Annotated in this window: 14 protein-coding genes; 8 read left to right on the top strand and 6 right to left on the bottom strand. The window is 57.8% G+C overall.

Going from position 1 to position 17,675, the window contains the following annotated elements:
* Positions 1-45: 45 nt before the first annotated feature.
* The 6 genes from I2E69_RS02255 to I2E69_RS02230 all read right to left on the bottom strand — a co-directional run bounded on the left by I2E69_RS02255 (position 46) and on the right by I2E69_RS02230 (position 6,210).
* Positions 46-1,638: a MutS-related protein gene (locus tag I2E69_RS02255; protein ID WP_195458519.1), complete on the bottom strand. Its 1,593-nt coding sequence runs from the start codon at positions 1,636-1,638 to the stop codon at positions 46-48.
* Between the two features lie 159 nt (positions 1,639-1,797).
* Positions 1,798-2,214: an SRPBCC domain-containing protein gene (locus I2E69_RS02250; protein ID WP_195458518.1), complete on the bottom strand. Its 417-nt coding sequence runs from the start codon at positions 2,212-2,214 to the stop codon at positions 1,798-1,800.
* 14 nt (positions 2,215-2,228) lie between these two features.
* Positions 2,229-3,125, bottom strand: a complete 897-nt coding sequence (locus I2E69_RS02245; RefSeq protein WP_195458517.1) for a transglutaminase domain-containing protein — start codon at positions 3,123-3,125, stop codon at positions 2,229-2,231.
* A 395-nt stretch (positions 3,126-3,520) separates the two neighbouring features.
* Positions 3,521-4,231: a beta-1,6-N-acetylglucosaminyltransferase gene (locus I2E69_RS02240; protein ID WP_195458516.1), complete on the bottom strand. Its 711-nt coding sequence runs from the start codon at positions 4,229-4,231 to the stop codon at positions 3,521-3,523.
* Positions 4,232-4,242: 11 nt separating this feature from the next.
* Positions 4,243-4,659, bottom strand: coding sequence for a tRNA (adenosine(37)-N6)-threonylcarbamoyltransferase complex ATPase subunit type 1 TsaE (gene tsaE, locus I2E69_RS02235; protein ID WP_195458515.1), 417 nt, complete (start codon positions 4,657-4,659; stop codon positions 4,243-4,245).
* Complete coding sequence (locus tag I2E69_RS02230) at positions 4,660-6,210, bottom strand: response regulator (RefSeq protein ID WP_195458514.1); 1,551 nt, start codon at positions 6,208-6,210, stop codon at positions 4,660-4,662.
* 127 nt (positions 6,211-6,337) lie between these two features.
* Between I2E69_RS02230 and I2E69_RS02225 the strand changes: the two genes are divergently transcribed.
* From I2E69_RS02225 to lptC, 8 genes are all read left to right on the top strand, one after another.
* On the top strand, positions 6,338-7,501 hold the full coding sequence (locus I2E69_RS02225) for a DUF418 domain-containing protein (protein WP_410489091.1): 1,164 nt from the start codon (positions 6,338-6,340) through the stop codon (positions 7,499-7,501).
* Positions 7,502-7,761: 260 nt separating this feature from the next.
* Complete coding sequence (locus I2E69_RS02220; protein ID WP_019149670.1) at positions 7,762-8,034, top strand: HU family DNA-binding protein; 273 nt, start codon at positions 7,762-7,764, stop codon at positions 8,032-8,034.
* Between the two features lie 386 nt (positions 8,035-8,420).
* Positions 8,421-9,971, top strand: coding sequence for an Rne/Rng family ribonuclease (locus I2E69_RS02215; RefSeq protein WP_195458512.1), 1,551 nt, complete (start codon positions 8,421-8,423; stop codon positions 9,969-9,971).
* A gap of 3 nt (positions 9,972-9,974) precedes the next feature.
* Complete coding sequence (mfd, locus tag I2E69_RS02210; protein WP_195458511.1) at positions 9,975-13,313, top strand: transcription-repair coupling factor; 3,339 nt, start codon at positions 9,975-9,977, stop codon at positions 13,311-13,313.
* Positions 13,310-14,050, top strand: coding sequence for a type III pantothenate kinase (locus I2E69_RS02205; protein ID WP_195458510.1), 741 nt, complete (start codon positions 13,310-13,312; stop codon positions 14,048-14,050). Before mfd ends, I2E69_RS02205 begins: the two co-directional genes overlap by 4 nt.
* Positions 14,025-15,407, top strand: a complete 1,383-nt coding sequence (locus I2E69_RS02200; RefSeq protein ID WP_229095330.1) for an OmpP1/FadL family transporter — start codon at positions 14,025-14,027, stop codon at positions 15,405-15,407. The genes I2E69_RS02205 and I2E69_RS02200 overlap by 26 nt, the downstream gene beginning before the upstream one ends.
* 50 nt (positions 15,408-15,457) lie before the next feature.
* Positions 15,458-16,795, top strand: a complete 1,338-nt coding sequence (locus I2E69_RS02195; protein WP_195458509.1) for a tetratricopeptide repeat protein — start codon at positions 15,458-15,460, stop codon at positions 16,793-16,795.
* Between the two features lie 45 nt (positions 16,796-16,840).
* Entirely contained in the window at positions 16,841-17,671 is an 831-nt protein-coding gene (gene lptC / locus I2E69_RS02190) for an LPS export ABC transporter periplasmic protein LptC (RefSeq protein WP_229095329.1), read from the top strand.
* Positions 17,672-17,675 lie beyond the last annotated feature (4 nt).

The raw sequence follows: 17,675 nt of genomic DNA, 5'->3' as shown, positions 1-17,675 counted from the left end.
GCGCCTTAGGTTCTGGATGAGGCGGGGATGACAACCTTTTGTCTGTCAGATAGGCATATTGCTCCTGCCGAGGAGCTTTTCCTGTGTGTCGTAGGCCTCGGCGATCAGTCCGGGCGGGTAGTCGTACAACTCCAGGATGCGGATGGCGTTGCGTGTGGTGAGTGGCCCGGTGTGCAGTTGGTAGTCGAAGACCAGTTGCCCGTCGGCCACCTCCTCGCGGAAATGGTGCAGCTCGTAGCCGTCGCCGCGCAGCAGTTCCGCCAGTTCGATGTCGTGCGTGGCCGCCAGTACGATGTGCGGCCCCCGGTTGAGGTGTGCGAGTACGGCTTTGCCGGCCGCGATGCGTTCGGTGGTGTTCGTCCCCTTGAACAGTTCGTCGAGTACGAAAAGGCACGGCGCCGGTTGCTCCGCGGCTTCGAGCAGGCGCTTGACGGTGAGCACCTCCTGCAGGTAGTAACTCGTACCTTCCGAAATGTCGTCGGAGATGCGGATCGAGGAGTAGAGCCGCATGTAAGGGATTGTGAAACCCTCGGCGAAGCAGGTGCAGATCGTCTCCCCGAGCAGGGCGTTGAGCATCACCGTGCGGACGAAGGTGGTTTTGCCCGACATGTTCGACCCGGTGAGCAGCAGCCCCGTGCCGTCGAGCGTCAGGGTGTTGGGCACGCAGTCGGCGATGAGCGGGTGAACGACCTGTACGGCTTCGAGGTATTTGCCTTCGACGAATGCCGGGCGGCAGGTCGGCGCTTCGCGGCGCAGGCGCATGACTGAAATGGCCGCATCGGTCTCGCCGATAAACCGGAACAGGTCGTGGATGGCGTCGCGGTGGGCCGTGATACTGCCGATGAAGCGGTGGAAAAGGATGACTTCGATGTTGAAGGCGATCTTCACCAGTTCTATCACCAGCCAGACGATGGCCGCGAAGTCGTTGCCTCCATCACCCTGTGTGCCGACGATGCGGCTGCGCCGCTCGACTTCGGCGACCTGCCGGATCGGCTGTGTGGCCTCGTCCGAGCCGGGAACCTGCTCCGACGCGAGATAGCGGGCTGTTTTCAGGGCGGCGGCGAGTTGCCGGACCGCAAAGGCGTAGCGGGTGATGTTGATTTTGTTGCCGTAGTGAATCACCACGTTGACGGCGTAAACCGCGATGAAAAGCAGGAGCAGCAGCGGGTAGAAGGGAGCGAGCAGCGGCGAGACTATGGCGACGGCGGTCAGCGTGTAGACCAACCCGATGCGGCGGACTTTGACCGGGGTCTCGAAAATCAGCCGCTGGAAATCGTAGGCGTCTTCGTTCGAGAGGCGCGAGAGGTGTTTCTCGCACCGCTGCGTCAACGCTTCGTCCTGTTCGAAAATCTCCGTCCGGCGGTCGAAATCCCGTGCATCTTCCTCGCCCCGGAGCGTTCGCAGCCGGGCGTAGAGATATTGCTGGCCGACTTTGGAGGTCGTGCGGTCGATTTTCTCGAACACGGCGTTCAGGTCGAGGTCCGCGGTCGTTTCGGCGTCGATGGTCTGGAAGGCGTCGTCCCGGGTCGGGCTGTTGTAGAAGTAACTGCTGACCTGGTCGAAGTTGTATGCCGCAGATTCCTCTTCCGGGCTGCGGGACGGTTTGAGCAGCGAAGCGATGTAGTCGGTCGGTTTCATGCCGTATCGGTTATTTTAGGCCGCTGTCGCGGCGGATTCAAGGTGCGCGCTATGCCGCGCAAAAACCTGCGGCGCGGGCCTTGCGGCGGATGATTCTCAGCCGAAAATTTCGCTCTGTTTTGTATGAATACAACAGGCTGGTCCGGGATAATTGCCCTTCTAAACCTGCGGAGCGGCGTTCATCGCCTTGGCGATGCCCTCGGCAATCTGGTCGATGGCGCCTTGCAACTTGCTGCCGATCATCATTTTCATCATCATGTTTAACTCGATATGCAGCACCAGCCGCATGCGGGTGTCGGTATCCGAAACCTTGTGGAGTTGAATCCAGAAGGCGAAGTCCACGGGTACTCCTCCGTCGTCGCCCACGATCTTGACATGGCGCGGCTCGACGCGTTCCTCCATGCGGAGGCGGACGGTGAATCCTTTGGCTTTGAACGAACAGGTGTCCTCGGTGGCCTGCCACTCCTCGACGCGGTCGGCAACGGCCGGCGTGAGGTTGTCGAAGCGGCTGATGACGGCGTAAATCTGCTCGGCGGGACGTAGAATCTGGTGTTGTTGCGAAGTGTATTCCTGCATGGTGACGTTATGAGTTATAATGTAGTATCGGTGTCGGGCGCGGCCCAGAAACGGGCTGCGTCGGAGGTCCGGACGGCATCGGCACTCTTGAATCCGTCGAATCCCGCGGGCAGCAGTTTGATGGCGCGGCCTTCGTATTCGACCTCCTTATCGTATCCGGTCTCTTCCCAGCAGACGAACCAGTAGAGGTTCTTGGCCCAGTAAGAGAGGTAGTTTTCAGCGTTGCGGGTCCCGAGGAGCCGGTGGACGACCATCGGTTTTTCGTCGATGGTGCGCTGTCGCATCTCTTCGAGCGAGAGCACTTCACCCTCGGGCGAGGTGACGTAGGACTGCATGTCGGAGTCGATCATGGCCCATTTCTGCCGCTCGGGCAGCCAGGCGATGTTCACCACATGGCAGTCCGAGTCGAGCGAATCGGCCGGAAGGCAGGTGACGAAGCGGTTCGTGATGCCTGAAGCGAGCAGGAGTTCGTGGAGAAGGATCGAGTGCAGGCGGCAGTTGAAGGCCGGTTCCACCGTGCGGGTATACTCCCACAAACGGGTGGCGTTGCACACCTCGGGGTAGATTTCCTGGTTGGCGTGGGGGATATTTTCGGCGACGAAGGTTGCCAGCGCGAGGGTGTTGTCCCAGGTCGTGGCCGCCGGGTCGACCAGTGTGTCGAGGCGGAAATAGTCGCGGATTTCCCGGGCCCGGACAGTATCCTGTATATACGTGAAACGGTAGTCGGCGTCCGGCTCGGCAGCGTAGGGACCGGCCTTGCGCAGTAACTCCGTGCGCTGCTGTTTTTGCAGGCCGGTCAGGTAATCGACGGCTTTTTCGCGGAAGGCGAAACGGGCCAGCAGAAAGAGAATTACGAGCAATCCGATGAGTGAAAACAGGACGATGCCTGCGATTTTGACTGTTTTTTTCATGGCTGGGAATCCGGTTACCGCAGAGATAGCGCAGGCCGGGTGCAGAACCGGACGCAGTTTGTTTTGCCGGGATGCTGCCTGTCTGAGCGGGTTTTATGTTCGGCAAAGATAGTGTTTTTTCCGATGCGGACAACATCCGGGCCTTCCTCGTCTGTGTAAAATGAACATGACGGCCCGAATCGGGCCGTCATGCAGGTGTGTTTTCACCGGCGGGTACTCATTCGCCGAGGACTGCTTTCCGGAATCTGACGAGGTCGATGTCGTCGGCGATTTTGCGCGCGAAGAGGTAGGGCTGCGTCCTCCCCCCCCCGGTGTTATGTGCAGTGCGGCCAATCGGTCGATGTCCGTATTGTCGAGGACTTTCGGGCCGATGGGCACGTTCCAGTCGGCGAACATCAGCGACTGGCGGGTGTTGTTCCCGGCCAGCGGCGAACTGCCCAGGATTGTGTGGAAATAGATTTCGTCGCCGCACGACGTGTAGCGGAAGAACCGGTTGTAATCGGGATGTGTCCGGGCGTATTCGAGCGCGTAGTCGCGCAGGCGGTCGGTGATCGTGATCCAGTTGCACCCTTTTTCCAGGGGCGGGACCTTTCCGAAGAGCGGGTGCGCGCCGGGCGGAAATGCTTGGCGTATTTGATCTTGAGTTTTTCGCGCAGGCTCCGTTTTCCGCCCCAGCGCAGGACGGGAACGTAGTGCGCCGTGCGGACCTTCCCGTAGAACTCTTCGAGGTTCAGGTGGGATTGCATGGCCACGAACTCCGTGTTTCGGGCGTAGCTTGCGGCCAGGAATTCCCGGATATACGTCATATCATACAGCGGCAGGGTGTCGCCCGACAGCAGGACAATATAGCGGTAGTCGCCGCTGCGTGTCGCTTCGTAGAGCCGCCGCATGCAGCATATCTGGCCGTAGTCGCCCCAGCGGATGTCGATGCGGGGCGTTACGAAGCGGACTTTGCCGCTCAGAGCGGCGAAATCCTTCATCCGGGCTTTGCGGTCCACATGTACGAAAATCCCGTTGCCCGGGACCGACAGCCTGTCGATGAGTTCCTGCAAAACCGGCGTGTATTTGTGGCAGATGATGCAGAAAGCGATGCGGAATTCGCTCATCGGAGAGGCGTTTAGTCGATCTCGAAAGTCCGTGCCGTGTCGCTGTCGACGGTGATGCGCACCGTCATCACGTTGTCCGGAAGCAGTTGCTCGATCTTTTCGGGCCACTCCACCAGGCATAGGTCTCCGGAGTAGAAATACTCCTCGTAGCCGAAGTCGAAGGCTTCGCGCAGGTCATTGATGCGGTAGAAATCGAAGTGGTGGATACGCCGGTTGCCTTCGCCCTTGTACTGGTTGACGATGGCGAAAGTGGGGCTGGTCACGGTGTCCGTAGCCCCGAGCTGGGCTGCGATTTCGCGGATGAGCGTAGTTTTTCCGGCGCCCATCTCGCCGCGTAAGGCGACCACCGTACGGCGGCCCAATGACCGGATGATCGCCCCGGCGACCTGCGGGAGTTCGTCCTGCGAGGTGATGTGAATGGTTTTCATTTATTGCTTAGGCTTTAAAACGATATACGGTACGATCATCTCCTCCATCGAAATACCGCCGTGCTGGAACGTGTTGCGGTAGTAGCGGATGTGGCGGTTCGCATCGTTGTTGTAGACCAGGAAATCGGTGTTGTAGGCGAAGATGTAACTCGACGTGAGGTTGCTCGACGGCAGTTGCACGTCCTCGGGTTTCAGGATTTCGTAGACCTCGCGGGAGTTGTAGGCCAGGTTGCGGCCCGTCTTGTAGCGCAGATTGGCCGAGGTCTCGCGGTCGCCGGTAACCTTCACCGGGTTGTCTACGCGGATCGTGCCGTGGTCCGAAGTGATGACGACGGTGTGCCCCCGCTCGGACAGCAGCTTGAGGATGGTGAAGAGGTCCGAGTGTTCGAACCACGAGCGCGTCAGCGAGCGGAACGCCGCATCGTCCTCGGTGAGTTCGCGGATGACATCGGTTTCGGTACGTGCGTGCGAGAGGATGTCGAGGAAGTTGTAGACGATGACCGAGAAATCGGCGTCGTAGACCTTTTGTATATTGTCGACCAGTTTACGGCCCTGCTCGGCGCGCACCAGTTTGTCGAACGAGAACTTCCAGTTTTTGCCGTTCTGGGCCATCAGTCGCTTGAGGAATTCCTCTTCGTACTGGTTCTTGCCGCCCTCCTCGTTGTCGTTGAGCCATTTGTTGGGCATCAGTTTGTCGATCGCGAGCGGCATCAGTCCTGCGAAGACGGCGTTGCGGGCATACTGCGTGGCCGTGGGCAGGATGGCGCAGTAGAAATCGTCCAGTGCCACGTCGTAGTAACCCCTCAGCAGCGACGAGATCGACCGCCACTGGTCGTAGCGGAAGTTGTCGATCAGCAGCAGCGTGGTTTTCTCGTTTTCGTCGGCAACGGGGAAAATGTTGGTGCGCATGAGCGTGTGCGACATCACGGGGGTGTCGTCGGAGCGCTTGTTGATCCAGTTGTAGTAATTGCGGCGTACGAATTTGCAGAATTCCTGGTTGGCTTCGCTTTTCTGGTAGGTCAGCACCTCCTGGATGCTCTGGTCGGTGGATTCCGACAGTTCGACCTCCCAGGTGGTGAGTTTGCGGTAGAGCGCACACCAGTCCTGGAACGTATCGGCCATTTGCAGCGAGGACGAGATGCGTCCGAACTCCGAACGGTAGTCGGCCGTCGTCTGCTCGGTCACGAGCTGCTGCTGGTGTACGTTCTTCTTGATCGAAAGCAGCACCTGGTTGGGATTGACGGGTTTGATGAGGTAGTCGGCGATTTTCGATCCCACGGCCTTGTCCATGATGTTCTCCTCTTCGCTCTTGGTGACCATGATCACGGGCGTCGTAGGACGCACCTCCTTGATCTTGGGAAGGGTTTCGAGCCCCGTCATGCCGGGCATCATTTCGTCGAGGATGATCAAATCGTAGGCTCCTTCGGAGGCCATGTCGATCGCGTCGTATCCATTGTTGCAGGTGTCCACTTCGTACCCTTTCTGCTGCAGGAACAGCACGTGGGGTTTGAGCAGTTCGACTTCGTCGTCGACCCAGAGTATTTTGACCATACCGTTATTCGGATTTAGAGTTTACAAAATTAGTGATTTTATTATCAAACGCAAAAACCGCACGGTTTATTGGCCCGGCCGCCGATTAAATACTATCTTTACTCCGATAAATGACAAAATGACGACAATCGTGCTTAAAACAGAAAAGTCCCGTATCGACGCGGTGGATGCCCTGCGCGGCTTTGCCGTGATGGCGATCCTGCTGGTACACAGCCTCGAACACTTTATCTTTCCGGTTTATCCGGCTTCGTCTCCCGCCTGGCTCGCCGCCCTCGACGACGGTGTTTTCGCCGTCGTATTCGCCCTTTTCGCGGGCAAGGCCTATGCGATCTTCGCATTGCTGTTCGGTTTCACTTTCCACCTGCAATACGCCTCCCGGCGGAGCCGCGGGGAGGACTTCGGATGGAGGTTCCTCTGGCGGTTATTGCTGCTGGCGGGTTTTGCCACGCTCAATGCCGCCTTCTTTCCCGCCGGGGACGTGCTGCTGCTGTTCAGCATCGTCGGGGTCGTGCTTTTCGTTGTCCGGCGTTTGAATGACCGGACCGTGCTGATCCTGGCGCTGTTGTTCCTGTTGCAGCCCGTCGAATGGTACAACTGCTTCCGCGCGTTGGTTGACACGGGTTTCGCTCCGCCCGATTTGGGCGTCGGGGCCATGTACGGCGAGGTTGCGGCCTATACGAAGGACGGTAGTTTCTGGCAGTTTGTTGCCGGAAATGTCACCCTCGGGCAGAAAGCCAGCCTGCTGTGGGCTGTGAATGCCGGACGGTACAGCCAGACGGCGGGCCTTTTCCTGCTGGGATTGCTGCTCGGCCGCCGGGGGCTGTTCCTCGATTCGGCGGCGAATGTGCGCTTCTGGGTGCGGACGCTGATCGTCGGGGCCGTTGCCTTCGTGCCGCTCCAGGCCCTGCACGGGATTTTCGGCGAAGCAACGGCGGCCCGTATGGCTGCGACGGTGCTGGACATGTGGCAGAAGTTCGCCTTCACGGCCGTGCTCGTGGCTTCGTTCGTGCTGCTCTACCGGACGGCCCGTTTCCGCCGGGCGACCGACAGCCTGCGTTTTTACGGGCGCATGAGTCTTACGAATTATATCGTACAGTCCGTCGCCGGGGCTTTGATCTTCTTTCCCTTCGGCTTGGGCCTCGCTTCCCGGTGCGGATATACGCTGAGCCTGCTCGTCGGCCTTGCGGTCTTCGTTTTGCAGGTGGCTTTTTGCCGCCGGTGGCTGCGCAACCACCGGCAGGGGCCGCTGGAAAGCCTCTGGCATCGCCTGACGTGGCTTGGCTCGAATTAGATATTTATCCGCCCTGCGGTCATATTGCCGGACACGGTTTTGGCAGGCGTTTTGCTCTCCCGAATAAACAACTGATATAGAATATTTTAATTTTGGCCCGGGTTTTGCCCGATGTTTGTTATCACATTGTGAACCTGCAAACTACACGGTTGCCGGAAAAAAATGAAAAAAAATAGCCGATTGTTGGCGGATATGTAAATAAAGCGTATATTTGCAGTCCGAATCATTTGGATGAACTTAATTTTAAATACAATATAAACATGACAAAGGCAGATATCGTAAGCGAAATCGCTAAGAGCACCGGCGTTGAGAAGGTGCAGGTGCAGGCTATCGTCGAGGCTTTCATGGACAGCATCAAGACGTCGCTCACCCAGAAGAACAACGTGTATCTCCGTGGCTTCGGCAGCTTCATCGTGAAGAAGCGTGCCAAGAAGGTTGCCCGCAACATCTCGAAGAACACGACAATTACCATTCCCGAGCACAACATCCCCGCTTTCAAGCCCGCCAAGAGCTTTGCGGCGAAGGTGAAATAACGGATAAATCAAGAACCTCTAAAATTTAAGGACTATGCCAAACGGAAAGAAGCATAAGCGTCACAAGATGGCTACCCACAAGCGGAAAAAACGTCTTCGTAAGAACCGCCATAAGAAAAAGTAGGGTAGCACCTTCGTGCTAACGATAGATAAAGCTAAAGGGGCCCAGGGGTTCTTTTAGCTTTACCTGTTTTCGGGTTTCCGATTTTTCAGGCGGATTTTCCGCCCTTTTCGCAGGTTTTCCGGACGCCGGATTCCCTGCGTTCAGCCGGCCTTCCCCGGCATCCATTTTCCCTTTGGAGTTCGCCGCCACTTCACAGCAAAATGCGGCTCAGTACTAATTTCAGCAGACCGCGCCCGGCTCCCCGGTGCGCGACACACGATAGATGAACAAAGAATTAATTGTAAATGTAAACCCGACCGAAATATCCATCGCCATGTGCGAGGATAAGGTGCTCGTCGAGCTCAACAAGGAGCAGTGCCAGACGGGATTCGCCGTAGGGGATATCTACCTCGGGAAGGTTCGTAAGATCATGCCGGGCCTGAACGCGGCGTTCGTCAACATAGGGCACGAAAAAGATGCCTTTATCCACTACCTCGACCTGGGGCCGCAGTTTCCTTCGTTGCAGAAACTCGTCGCCTCGCAGCAGCCCGGAAAACGGGGCCTGAGGGTCGAGAGCATGAAGCTCGAAGCCGCCGTCGAGAAGACGGGGAAGATCGGCGAATACCTCCAGGTTGGGCAGCAGATCATGGTTCAGGTGGCCAAAGAGGCCATCTCGACCAAGGGACCGCGCCTGACGGCCGACATTTCGCTGGCCGGCCGCAATGTCGTGCTGGTTCCCTTCACCTCGAAGGTTTTCCTTTCGCAGAAAATCCGCTCGACGGACGAGAAAAAGCGCCTGAAACGTATCGCTGCGGCGGTGCTGCCCAAGAATTTCGGCGTCATTATCCGTACGGCGGCTATGGAGGCCAAGGACGAGGATATCGAACACGACATTCAGACCCAGATCGACCGTTGGCGCAAAACCTGCGCGGCGATCAAGAAAAGCGCGGCCCCGGCGCAGTTGATGAGCGAAATGAACCGTGCCAATACGATCATCCGCGACTCGCTGAACGGTTCTTTCTCACAGATTGCCGTCGACGACGAGGCGATGTACGAGGAGATTCGCAGTTACATCCGCCAGATCGACCCCGAGAAGGAGAAGATCGTCAAGTTGTACAGGGGCAACGTGCCCATTTTCGATAATTTCGATATTTCGAAGCAGATCAAGTCGCTGTTCGCCAAGTATGTGTCGCTCAAGCGCGGCGCCTACCTGATCATCGAACACACGGAGGCCATGAACGTCATCGACGTGAACTCGGGCAACCGTACCAAGGCCGAGGACAACCAGGAGCAGACCGCCATGGATGTGAACCTCGCTGCGGCGAAGGAGATCGCCCGCCAGTTGCGCCTGCGCGATTTGGGCGGTATCGTCATCATCGACTTCATCGACCTGCACAAGGCGCAGAACAAGCAGGCGCTGTTCGACGAAATGGTGAAGCTGATGGCCGACGACAAGGCCAAGCACACGGTGCTGCCGCTCACGAAGTTCGGCCTGATGCAGATTACCCGCCAGCGGGTGCGTCCCGTGGCCGTCGAGAGTGTTTCGGACGTTTGCCCGACGTGTAACGGTACGGGTAAGATCGAACCTACGGTGCTGCTGGATAAGAAGATCGAGAACCAGATTTCTTTCCTTACGCAGGATCGCGGACATAAGTTTATCAAACTGGTCGTCAGTCCTTATGTGGCGGCGTTCCTCCGAAAGGGTTTCTGGTCGCTGCGCCGCCGTTGGGAGTGGAAATACAAGGTGCGTCTGCAGATCAGCGAGGATCAGAGTGTCGGCATCGTAGAGGTGCATTACCACGATAAGAAGGATAACGACCTGATTCAGAAATAAGCTATGGCAACAGCCCGTGAGCAACTGGCGCAGTTCGCTGCCGGGTCGAAAGCCCTCGGCAAACTGTGCCGCGAATACAAAAACAGGAGTGCTACCGTCCACCTCGAAGAGTTGGTCGGCGGTGCTCTTTCGTTTTATGCCGCGGCTGCCGTAGCGGAATCCGGGGGCGTGCACGTTTTCGTTGCCGAGGACCGCGATGCCGCAGCCTATTTGCTCAACGATTTCTATAACCTGCTGGATGAGAAGCAGGTTTACTTTTTTCCGTCGTCCTACAAACGTTCGGCGGCTTACGGAGCCGAGGACGCGCAGGGTGTCGTGCAGCGTACGGCGACGATGCAGGCCGTGCGTGGGTTTTCCGGGAAGGGCTACCTGGTGGTCTGCACCTGTCCGGAGGCGCTGGCCGAACGGGTCGCCGACGCCGAAGCCCTGCGGCGGGAGACGATCGCCGTAAAGATCGGCGATAAAATCTCGATCGAAGTGCTCGAACAGGCGCTCGTCGATGCGGCTTTCACGCGCGTTGATTTCGTTTACGAGCCCGGTCAGTATTCAGTGCGCGGCGGTATCGTCGATGTCTTTTCCTTCTCGGAGAGCAAGCCCTACCGACTCGATTTCTTCGGCGACGAGGTCGACTCGATCCGCCGGTTCAACATTTCGAGCCAGCTTTCGTCGGATAAACTCGACCGGGTCGAGATCATTCCCGACCTGAACGCCGGAATTCCCGCTTCGGCGAAGGTCTCCTTCGCCCGGTTTGCGGGGGCGGACGCTTCCTATTGGTTTTACGATGCCGATTTCGTCCTGCGCAGGGTCAACGATATCCGCCGCAAGACGCTCTCGGACATGGAGCATCCCGAGGAGATCGACTCGCTGCTTACGAGCCGCAACTCGTTGTTGAACGACCTGTCCGAAAGTCGGATTTTCACCCTGCGCGACAACCTTCCGGAGCGGCCTGCGGAGGTGAATGTAAAGTTCTCGACAGCTCCCCAGCCGAAATTTAACAAGAATTTCGAGATGCTGGCCGACGATATGATCCGCAATGCGCTGCGCGGCTACGATACTTATATACTTTCGGAGAACAAGGCGCAGGTCGAGCGTCTCGAAAATATCTTCCACCAGATCGGCCGCGGGCAGGCCGTCGTGCGGTCGCTGTCGACGACCCTGCACGAGGGATTCGTGGACAACGACCTAAAACTGTGCCTTTACACCGACCACCAGATTTTCGACCGTTACCAGCGTTACCGCATTAACGGCGAAATCCGGCGCGACGAGCAGATGACCGTCGCCGAACTCAACCAGTTGCGTCCGGGCGACTACGTGGTCCACATCGACCACGGCGTGGGCCGCTTCGACGGACTGGTGAAGATCGCCGCGGGCGACGGCCGGATGCAGGAGGCGATCAAACTGGTCTACAAGGACGGCGACGTGCTGTTTGTCAACGTCCACTCGCTTCACCGCATTTCGCGCTACAAGTCGGGCGACGGCGAACCGCCGAAGGTCTATAAACTGGGCAACGGGGCCTGGCAGAAACTCAAGAATGCCACCAAGAAGGCCGTTAAGGATATTTCGCGCGAGCTGATCGCCCTCTATGCCAAGCGCAAAGCCTCGAAGGGGTTCGCTTTCTCGCACGACAGCTATTTGCAGCACGAACTGGAGGCTTCGTTCCGCTGGGAGGATACCCCCGACCAGCAGTCCGCCACGGCGGCCGTCAAGAAGGACATGGAGTCGGACCAGCCGATGGACCGGCTGGTGTGCGGCGACGTGGGCTTCGGAAAAACCGAGGTGGCGATCCGTGCGGCGTTCAAGGCCGCCGTCGACGGCAAGCAGGTCGCTGTGCTGGTTCCGACGACGATCCTCGCGTTGCAGCATTACCGTTCTTTTACCGAGCGCCTGCGCGATTTCCCGGTACGGGTGGAGTATATCAACCGGACGAAATCGGCCAAAGAGGTCAACCGTATCCGCGAGGAGCTGGCTTCGGGCCGGATCGACATCCTGATCGGCACGCACAAGATGCTGGGCAAGCAGATCGCTTTCCGCGACCTGGGGTTGCTTATCATCGACGAAGAGCAGAAGTTCGGTGTTGCGGCCAAGGAGAAACTCACGCAGATGAGCGTCTCGGTCGATACGCTGACGCTGACCGCTACGCCGATCCCGCGTACGCTGCAATTCTCGCTGATGGGTTCCCGCGATTTGTCCGTCATATCTACGCCGCCGCCCAACCGTCAGCCGATCCTCACCGAGTCGCACGCCTTCTCGGAGGAGATTATCCGCGACGCCATCGAGGCGGAACTCGCGCGGGGCGGACAGGTCTATTTCGTCCATAACCGTGTCGAAGACCTCGTGACGTTGCAGGGGCTGATCACGCGCCTCTGTCCGAAGGCCCGTGTGGCCGTGGGGCACGGCAAGATGCCCGCCGAGCAGTTGGAAAAACTCATCATGGACTTCATCTACGGGGAGTTCGATGTGCTGGTGTCGACGACTATCGTCGAGAACGGCATCGATATCCCCAATGCCAATACGATCATTGTCGACAATGCGCAGAATTTCGGTCTGAGCGATTTGCACCAGTTGCGCGGCCGCGTGGGGCGTTCGAACCAGAAGGCCTACTGCTACCTGCTCTCGCCGCCCGAGGAGATGCTGTCGTCCGATGCGCGGAGGCGACTGCGGGCCATCGAGGAGTTCTCCGACCTGGGTTCCGGTTTCAACATCGCCATGCAGGATCTGGACATCCGGGGCGCAGGCAACCTGCTGGGGGCCGAGCAGAGCGGATTTATCGCCGACATCGGGTTCGAGACCTACCAGAAGATCATGAACGAGGCCGTCGCCGAACTGCGTGCCGAGGGCTTGCATGTTCCGGGCCTGAGCGACGATGAACAGGAGGTCGTGGAGCAGATGCGTTTCATCGACGACGCGCATATCGACATCGAGGTCGAGGCGGCGCTGCCGGACGCCTATGTGGCCCAGCAGGCCGAGCGTCTGAAACTCTACCGCGAACTCGATTCCACGAAAGACGAAGAGGCTTTGCAGGCCTTTGAGAGCCGTCTTGCAGACCGTTTCGGTCCCCTGCCGCGTGCCGCGAAGGAACTGTTGAACGTCGTGCGCCTCAGGTGGGAGGCTATCCGCCTGGGCATGGAGCGCGTGAAGGTCAAAAACGGCCTGATGATCGTGCATTTCGTGGGTGAGGAAAATTCGCCGTTTTACAAGAGCGAAGCCTTTATGACGTTGTTGCAGCGGGTTACGAAACACCCCGACAGATTTGTGCTGAAACAGCACAATAATAGTTTGGCGATGACCGTTAGGAATGTCAAAGACGTGGAAGACGCATATAAAACGCTGCAGCAACTTTGAATCTGATCGTAGACATAGGCAATACCCTTGTCAAACTGGCCGTTTCCGACGGCGGGAAGATTGTTGCCCAGCACTGCGTGGAGCGGTTGCATCCGTCGATGCTCGACGAATTGCTGGAGGGCCGCAGGGCCGCGAAAGCCGTTGTCGCCTCGACGCGCGGCGAAGCGGACGACGTGACGGAGATGGTCCGTTCGCGCGCCGATTACGTGCTGGAATTCACCTCGCAGACCCCCGTGCCGATCGGCAATGCCTACCTTACGCCCGAAACGCTGGGGCGTGACCGGCTGGCCGCCGCCGTGGGCGCTACGGTGCTCTATCCGGGGCGTAACGTGCTGATCGTCGATTTCGGTACGGCGGTCACGATCGATCTGGTAACGGCCGACAATACCTTCCGCGGCGGGTGCATCTCGCCGGGGATGAAAACCCGTTTCCGGGCCTTGCACGACTATACGGCCAAGCTGCCGTTGTGCGGGCCGACCGAAAGCGACGAATTGCAGGGACTCACCACCGAAGAGGCCATCCGCCTGGGGGTAATGAACTCGCTGGCCTTCGAAATCGAGGGCTATATGGCCCGCATGGAGGCGAAAATCGACGATTTGTGTGTTATTTTTACCGGAGGAGACGCGAAATACTTTGTGAAAAGAATTAAAAATACGATATTTGCAAATTGTAATCTGGTCTTTTGCGGATTGGATCGAATTTTAGAGTACAATGCAAGTGAAGAACACCTTAATTAAGCTGGTTGTCGCGGCTGCAGCGATGTTTCCTTTTGCCGTTTCGGCCCAGACAAGCAGTATTAACGCATTCTCGCCCTATACGATGTACGGCATCGGCGAACAGAACACCCCCGGTACGCTGCAGATGCGCTCGATGGGCGGCGTGGGTGTAGCTATGCGTTCGGTGAGCACGATCAACCTGCTCAACCCTGCGGCTTACAGCGCCGCTCCGCAAAAGAGTTTCCTCTTCAACTTCGGATTGGAGGGGCAGAACTACTACAATGCGCAGACGGTCGAAGGCGTCGGGAAACGAACGGCTTACAATACGTTCAACTTCCACGACATCGCGTTCCAGATGCCCGTGGCAAAGCGGCTGGGACTCGGTTTCAGTCTCACGCCTTACAGTTCGGTGGGTTACCGGACCAAGTATTACCACCCGTTCGACCCCAACGACCCGGTTTACTCCGAGGTGGGTAACATTCAGTACAACTACCAGGGCGAGGGCGACGTAACGGAGGTCAAGGTCGGCCTGGGCTGGGAGCCGTTCAAGAATTTCTCAGTGGGTATCGCCGCGCAGTACTACTGGGGCGACATCGACCGTACGTTCGTGATGACCCCGACTGCAATTACCGGCGAAGGAACCTTCACCTCGACGGTGGGACAGGACAATTACAGTATTTCGAGCATCAAGGGGCAACTCGGTGTGCAATGGAATGCGATTTGGAATCAAAAGCGCATCCTGACCGTCGGTGCGACGTATGATTTCGGCGGCGACCTGAATCCGGAGGTGACCAAAAGCCTCTATATCGGGGACCTCTACAATACGATCGTCAAGGGCGATACGACGCACCTGAAACTGGTACTTCCTACGCAGTTGGCTGTGGGTGTCTTCTACCAGACGGGCCGGTGGGCCCTCGGTGTGGATTACGCCTACCAGAACTGGGGCGGCCGCAACTCGGGCTACGAGATGACGGGAACCAGCGGCAGCGGGGAGAACACGACGGCTTACAAAGTGGCGTATACCAATACGAGTACGATCAAGATGGGTGTGGAATACACCCCGAACCGTTACGATGCGCGCCACTTCCTGAAGCGCTGGTCCTACCGTGCGGGTTTCCGCTACGGGACCTATAACCAGACCTTCAACGGCGATAAGCTCGCACAGTATGCCGTGACGGCGGGTATCGGTATTCCCGTGAGGCGCGGAGCCTTTTCGGCGATCGATATCGGTATCGAATACGGACGCCGCGGCTATAACGTCGCCGAACGTGTGGGATTGGTCCGGCAGCAGTATTTCAAATTTGCGGTCGGCTTTACGCTCTTTGCAGGGCAGTTGGAGAACGGCGAATATTGGTTCATGCGCTCCAAGTTCGATTGATGAGACAGGCAAAACACTTAAGATAGACAACACAAAAATTGATCTGACCGATGAAAAACGTTAAATTCCTGCTTTCTGCTGCGTGTGCGCTTTTTGCAGTCGCGGCGATGGCACAGCAAGATTTCAGTGATCCGAAGTACGCGGTCTGGGGTGATACTCCTCAGGAGCGGGAGCAGAATATCCTGAACAGCAATTTCCTCAAGGAGTCGCTCGACAACAAGGATTACAATGCCGCCGCACATTACCTCAAAGAGCTGCTCGACAAGTGCCCGAAGGCCTCGCAGAACACTTTCGTGCGCGGTATCACGCTTTACAAGAACAAGATCGCCCGCGCCAAGAGCATCGACGAGAAGAACATGTACACCGACTCGCTGATGATCGTTTACGATCTTCGCAACCAGTATTTCGGCGATCATGAAAAGTACGGCACGCCGTATATCCTCGACCGCAAGGCCCGCGAGTACCTGATGTATAAGCCCAGCGACCGTAAAGGCATCCGTGAGGCGTTCCGCGCGGCTATCGAAGCCGGTGGCGACAACACCGATCCCGAGACTGTCGTGGCTTATTTCTCGAATCTTTGCGACGACTACAAAAATACCGACGAGGTGATGCCCGACGAGATCATCGCCGAGTACGATCGCCTGACGCCGTTCTTCGAGAAAAATCCCGCTGCCGCCGAGTATAAGAGCCAGTTCGATGCTGCATTCGGATTGAGCGGCGCCGCAAGCTGCGAGAACCTGGAGAAACTTTTCCGCGGCAAGCTGGCTGCTGCTCCTGACGACGAGGCGCTGCTTTCGCAGGCCGTGGCCCTGATGTCGCGTGCCAAGTGCGACGGTGATTTCTACTTTTCGCTCGCTGAGAAATACTACCAGGTGAAACCGTCGTCGGAGACGGCGATGTTCCTGGCCCAGGCTTTCCAGAACAAGAAGGACTATGTGAAGGCCAAGACTTACCTGAACGAAGCGTTGGCCGTTGAGACGGACCCCGCCGAGCGTCAGAAACTGCTTGTGCGCATCGCACTGGTCGGCCTTGTGTCCAATGACCTTCCGGGTTCTGCCAATGCTGCACGCCAGGCCCGCGACCTCAATCCCGAGGACGGTGTTCCTTACTTCATCCTGGCGCAGTGCTACGCATCGTCGGCCGGTTCGTGCAGCGGTTTTGCCGGTCTGGCTACCTACTGGGCCGCATACGATACGATGGCCAAAGCCGTCGAGCTGCTGCCGAGCGATTCGGAGTATATGGAGCATGCCAAGAGCGCTCTCGGCAAGTTCCGTTCGGCTTTCCCCAGCTCGGAGGACTGCTTCTTCAACGAGCTGCAGGAGGGTGCGCGTTACACGGTGACCTGTGGACTCGCTGCCGGTATCTCGACTACCGTTCGTCCCCGCTAAAATCGCTTCCGATAGGGTTTTTCGATGGGAAAACGCATGATAAGAATGATCAGGGTAGCACTCTCCATGACGGGGAGTGCTATCTTGCTATTCTCATGTGCGGGCAAGGATGCGGGCCATACGTCGGGCTCCGACGAGGCCCTGATGACCGAATACAGCGAGGACCTTTCGGTCGTGATGTCGCAGAACGGCCGCCGGTCTTACCATTTCGTGACGCCGTTGCTCGAAGGATATTCACTGGGCCGCGAGCCTTACCGTGAGTTCCGCAAGGGGGTGAAAATCACCACCTACCAAAACGACTCGCTGACGACTGTCGACGCTGTGCTGACAGCCAACTACGCCATTTACTACGAGAACCGCGAATTGTGGGAGGCCAAAGGTAACGTTGTCGTCGAAAAATCCGACGGTAAGACCCTTTACACCCAGCAACTGTTCTGGAATGCGCGGACCAAGAAAATCTATTCGAACGTCGATTCGAAGATCGTGCAGAACAACGGCCGCGATGTCTTCATCGGCGAAGGTTTCGAATCGGACGAAGAGTTCAAGGACTGGCGCTTCCGCCGCATGAAGGGCCGCATGGAGGTCGAGATGAAGCAGAACGCCGATTCCACGGCTTCCGATTCCACGGCCGTGCGTCCGCCGGCCGAATCCCGCCCTGCGGATGTAAAACCTGAACCCGCGAAGGCTCCTTCGGTGTCGCCTGAGGCCGTTCCTGCCCGGGAAGTTCCTGACGGGATGGCCGAAAAGCGGGCTGAAAAGGCGGATGCTCCGGTCAAGTCGTTGCGAAAGATGGACGACTTCCAGGCGGAGGCCCGTCCGGCTTCGCACGATGTGAAGGCTTCCGCCGAACCGCAGTCCGGAAAACCCAAAAACTGAACGC

Source organism: Alistipes sp. D31t1_170403_E11, from assembly GCF_015553985.1.
Taxonomy (GTDB): Bacteria; Bacteroidota; Bacteroidia; order Bacteroidales; family Rikenellaceae; genus Alistipes; species Alistipes montrealensis.
This window is presented reverse-complemented; position numbering and strand designations above follow the sequence as displayed.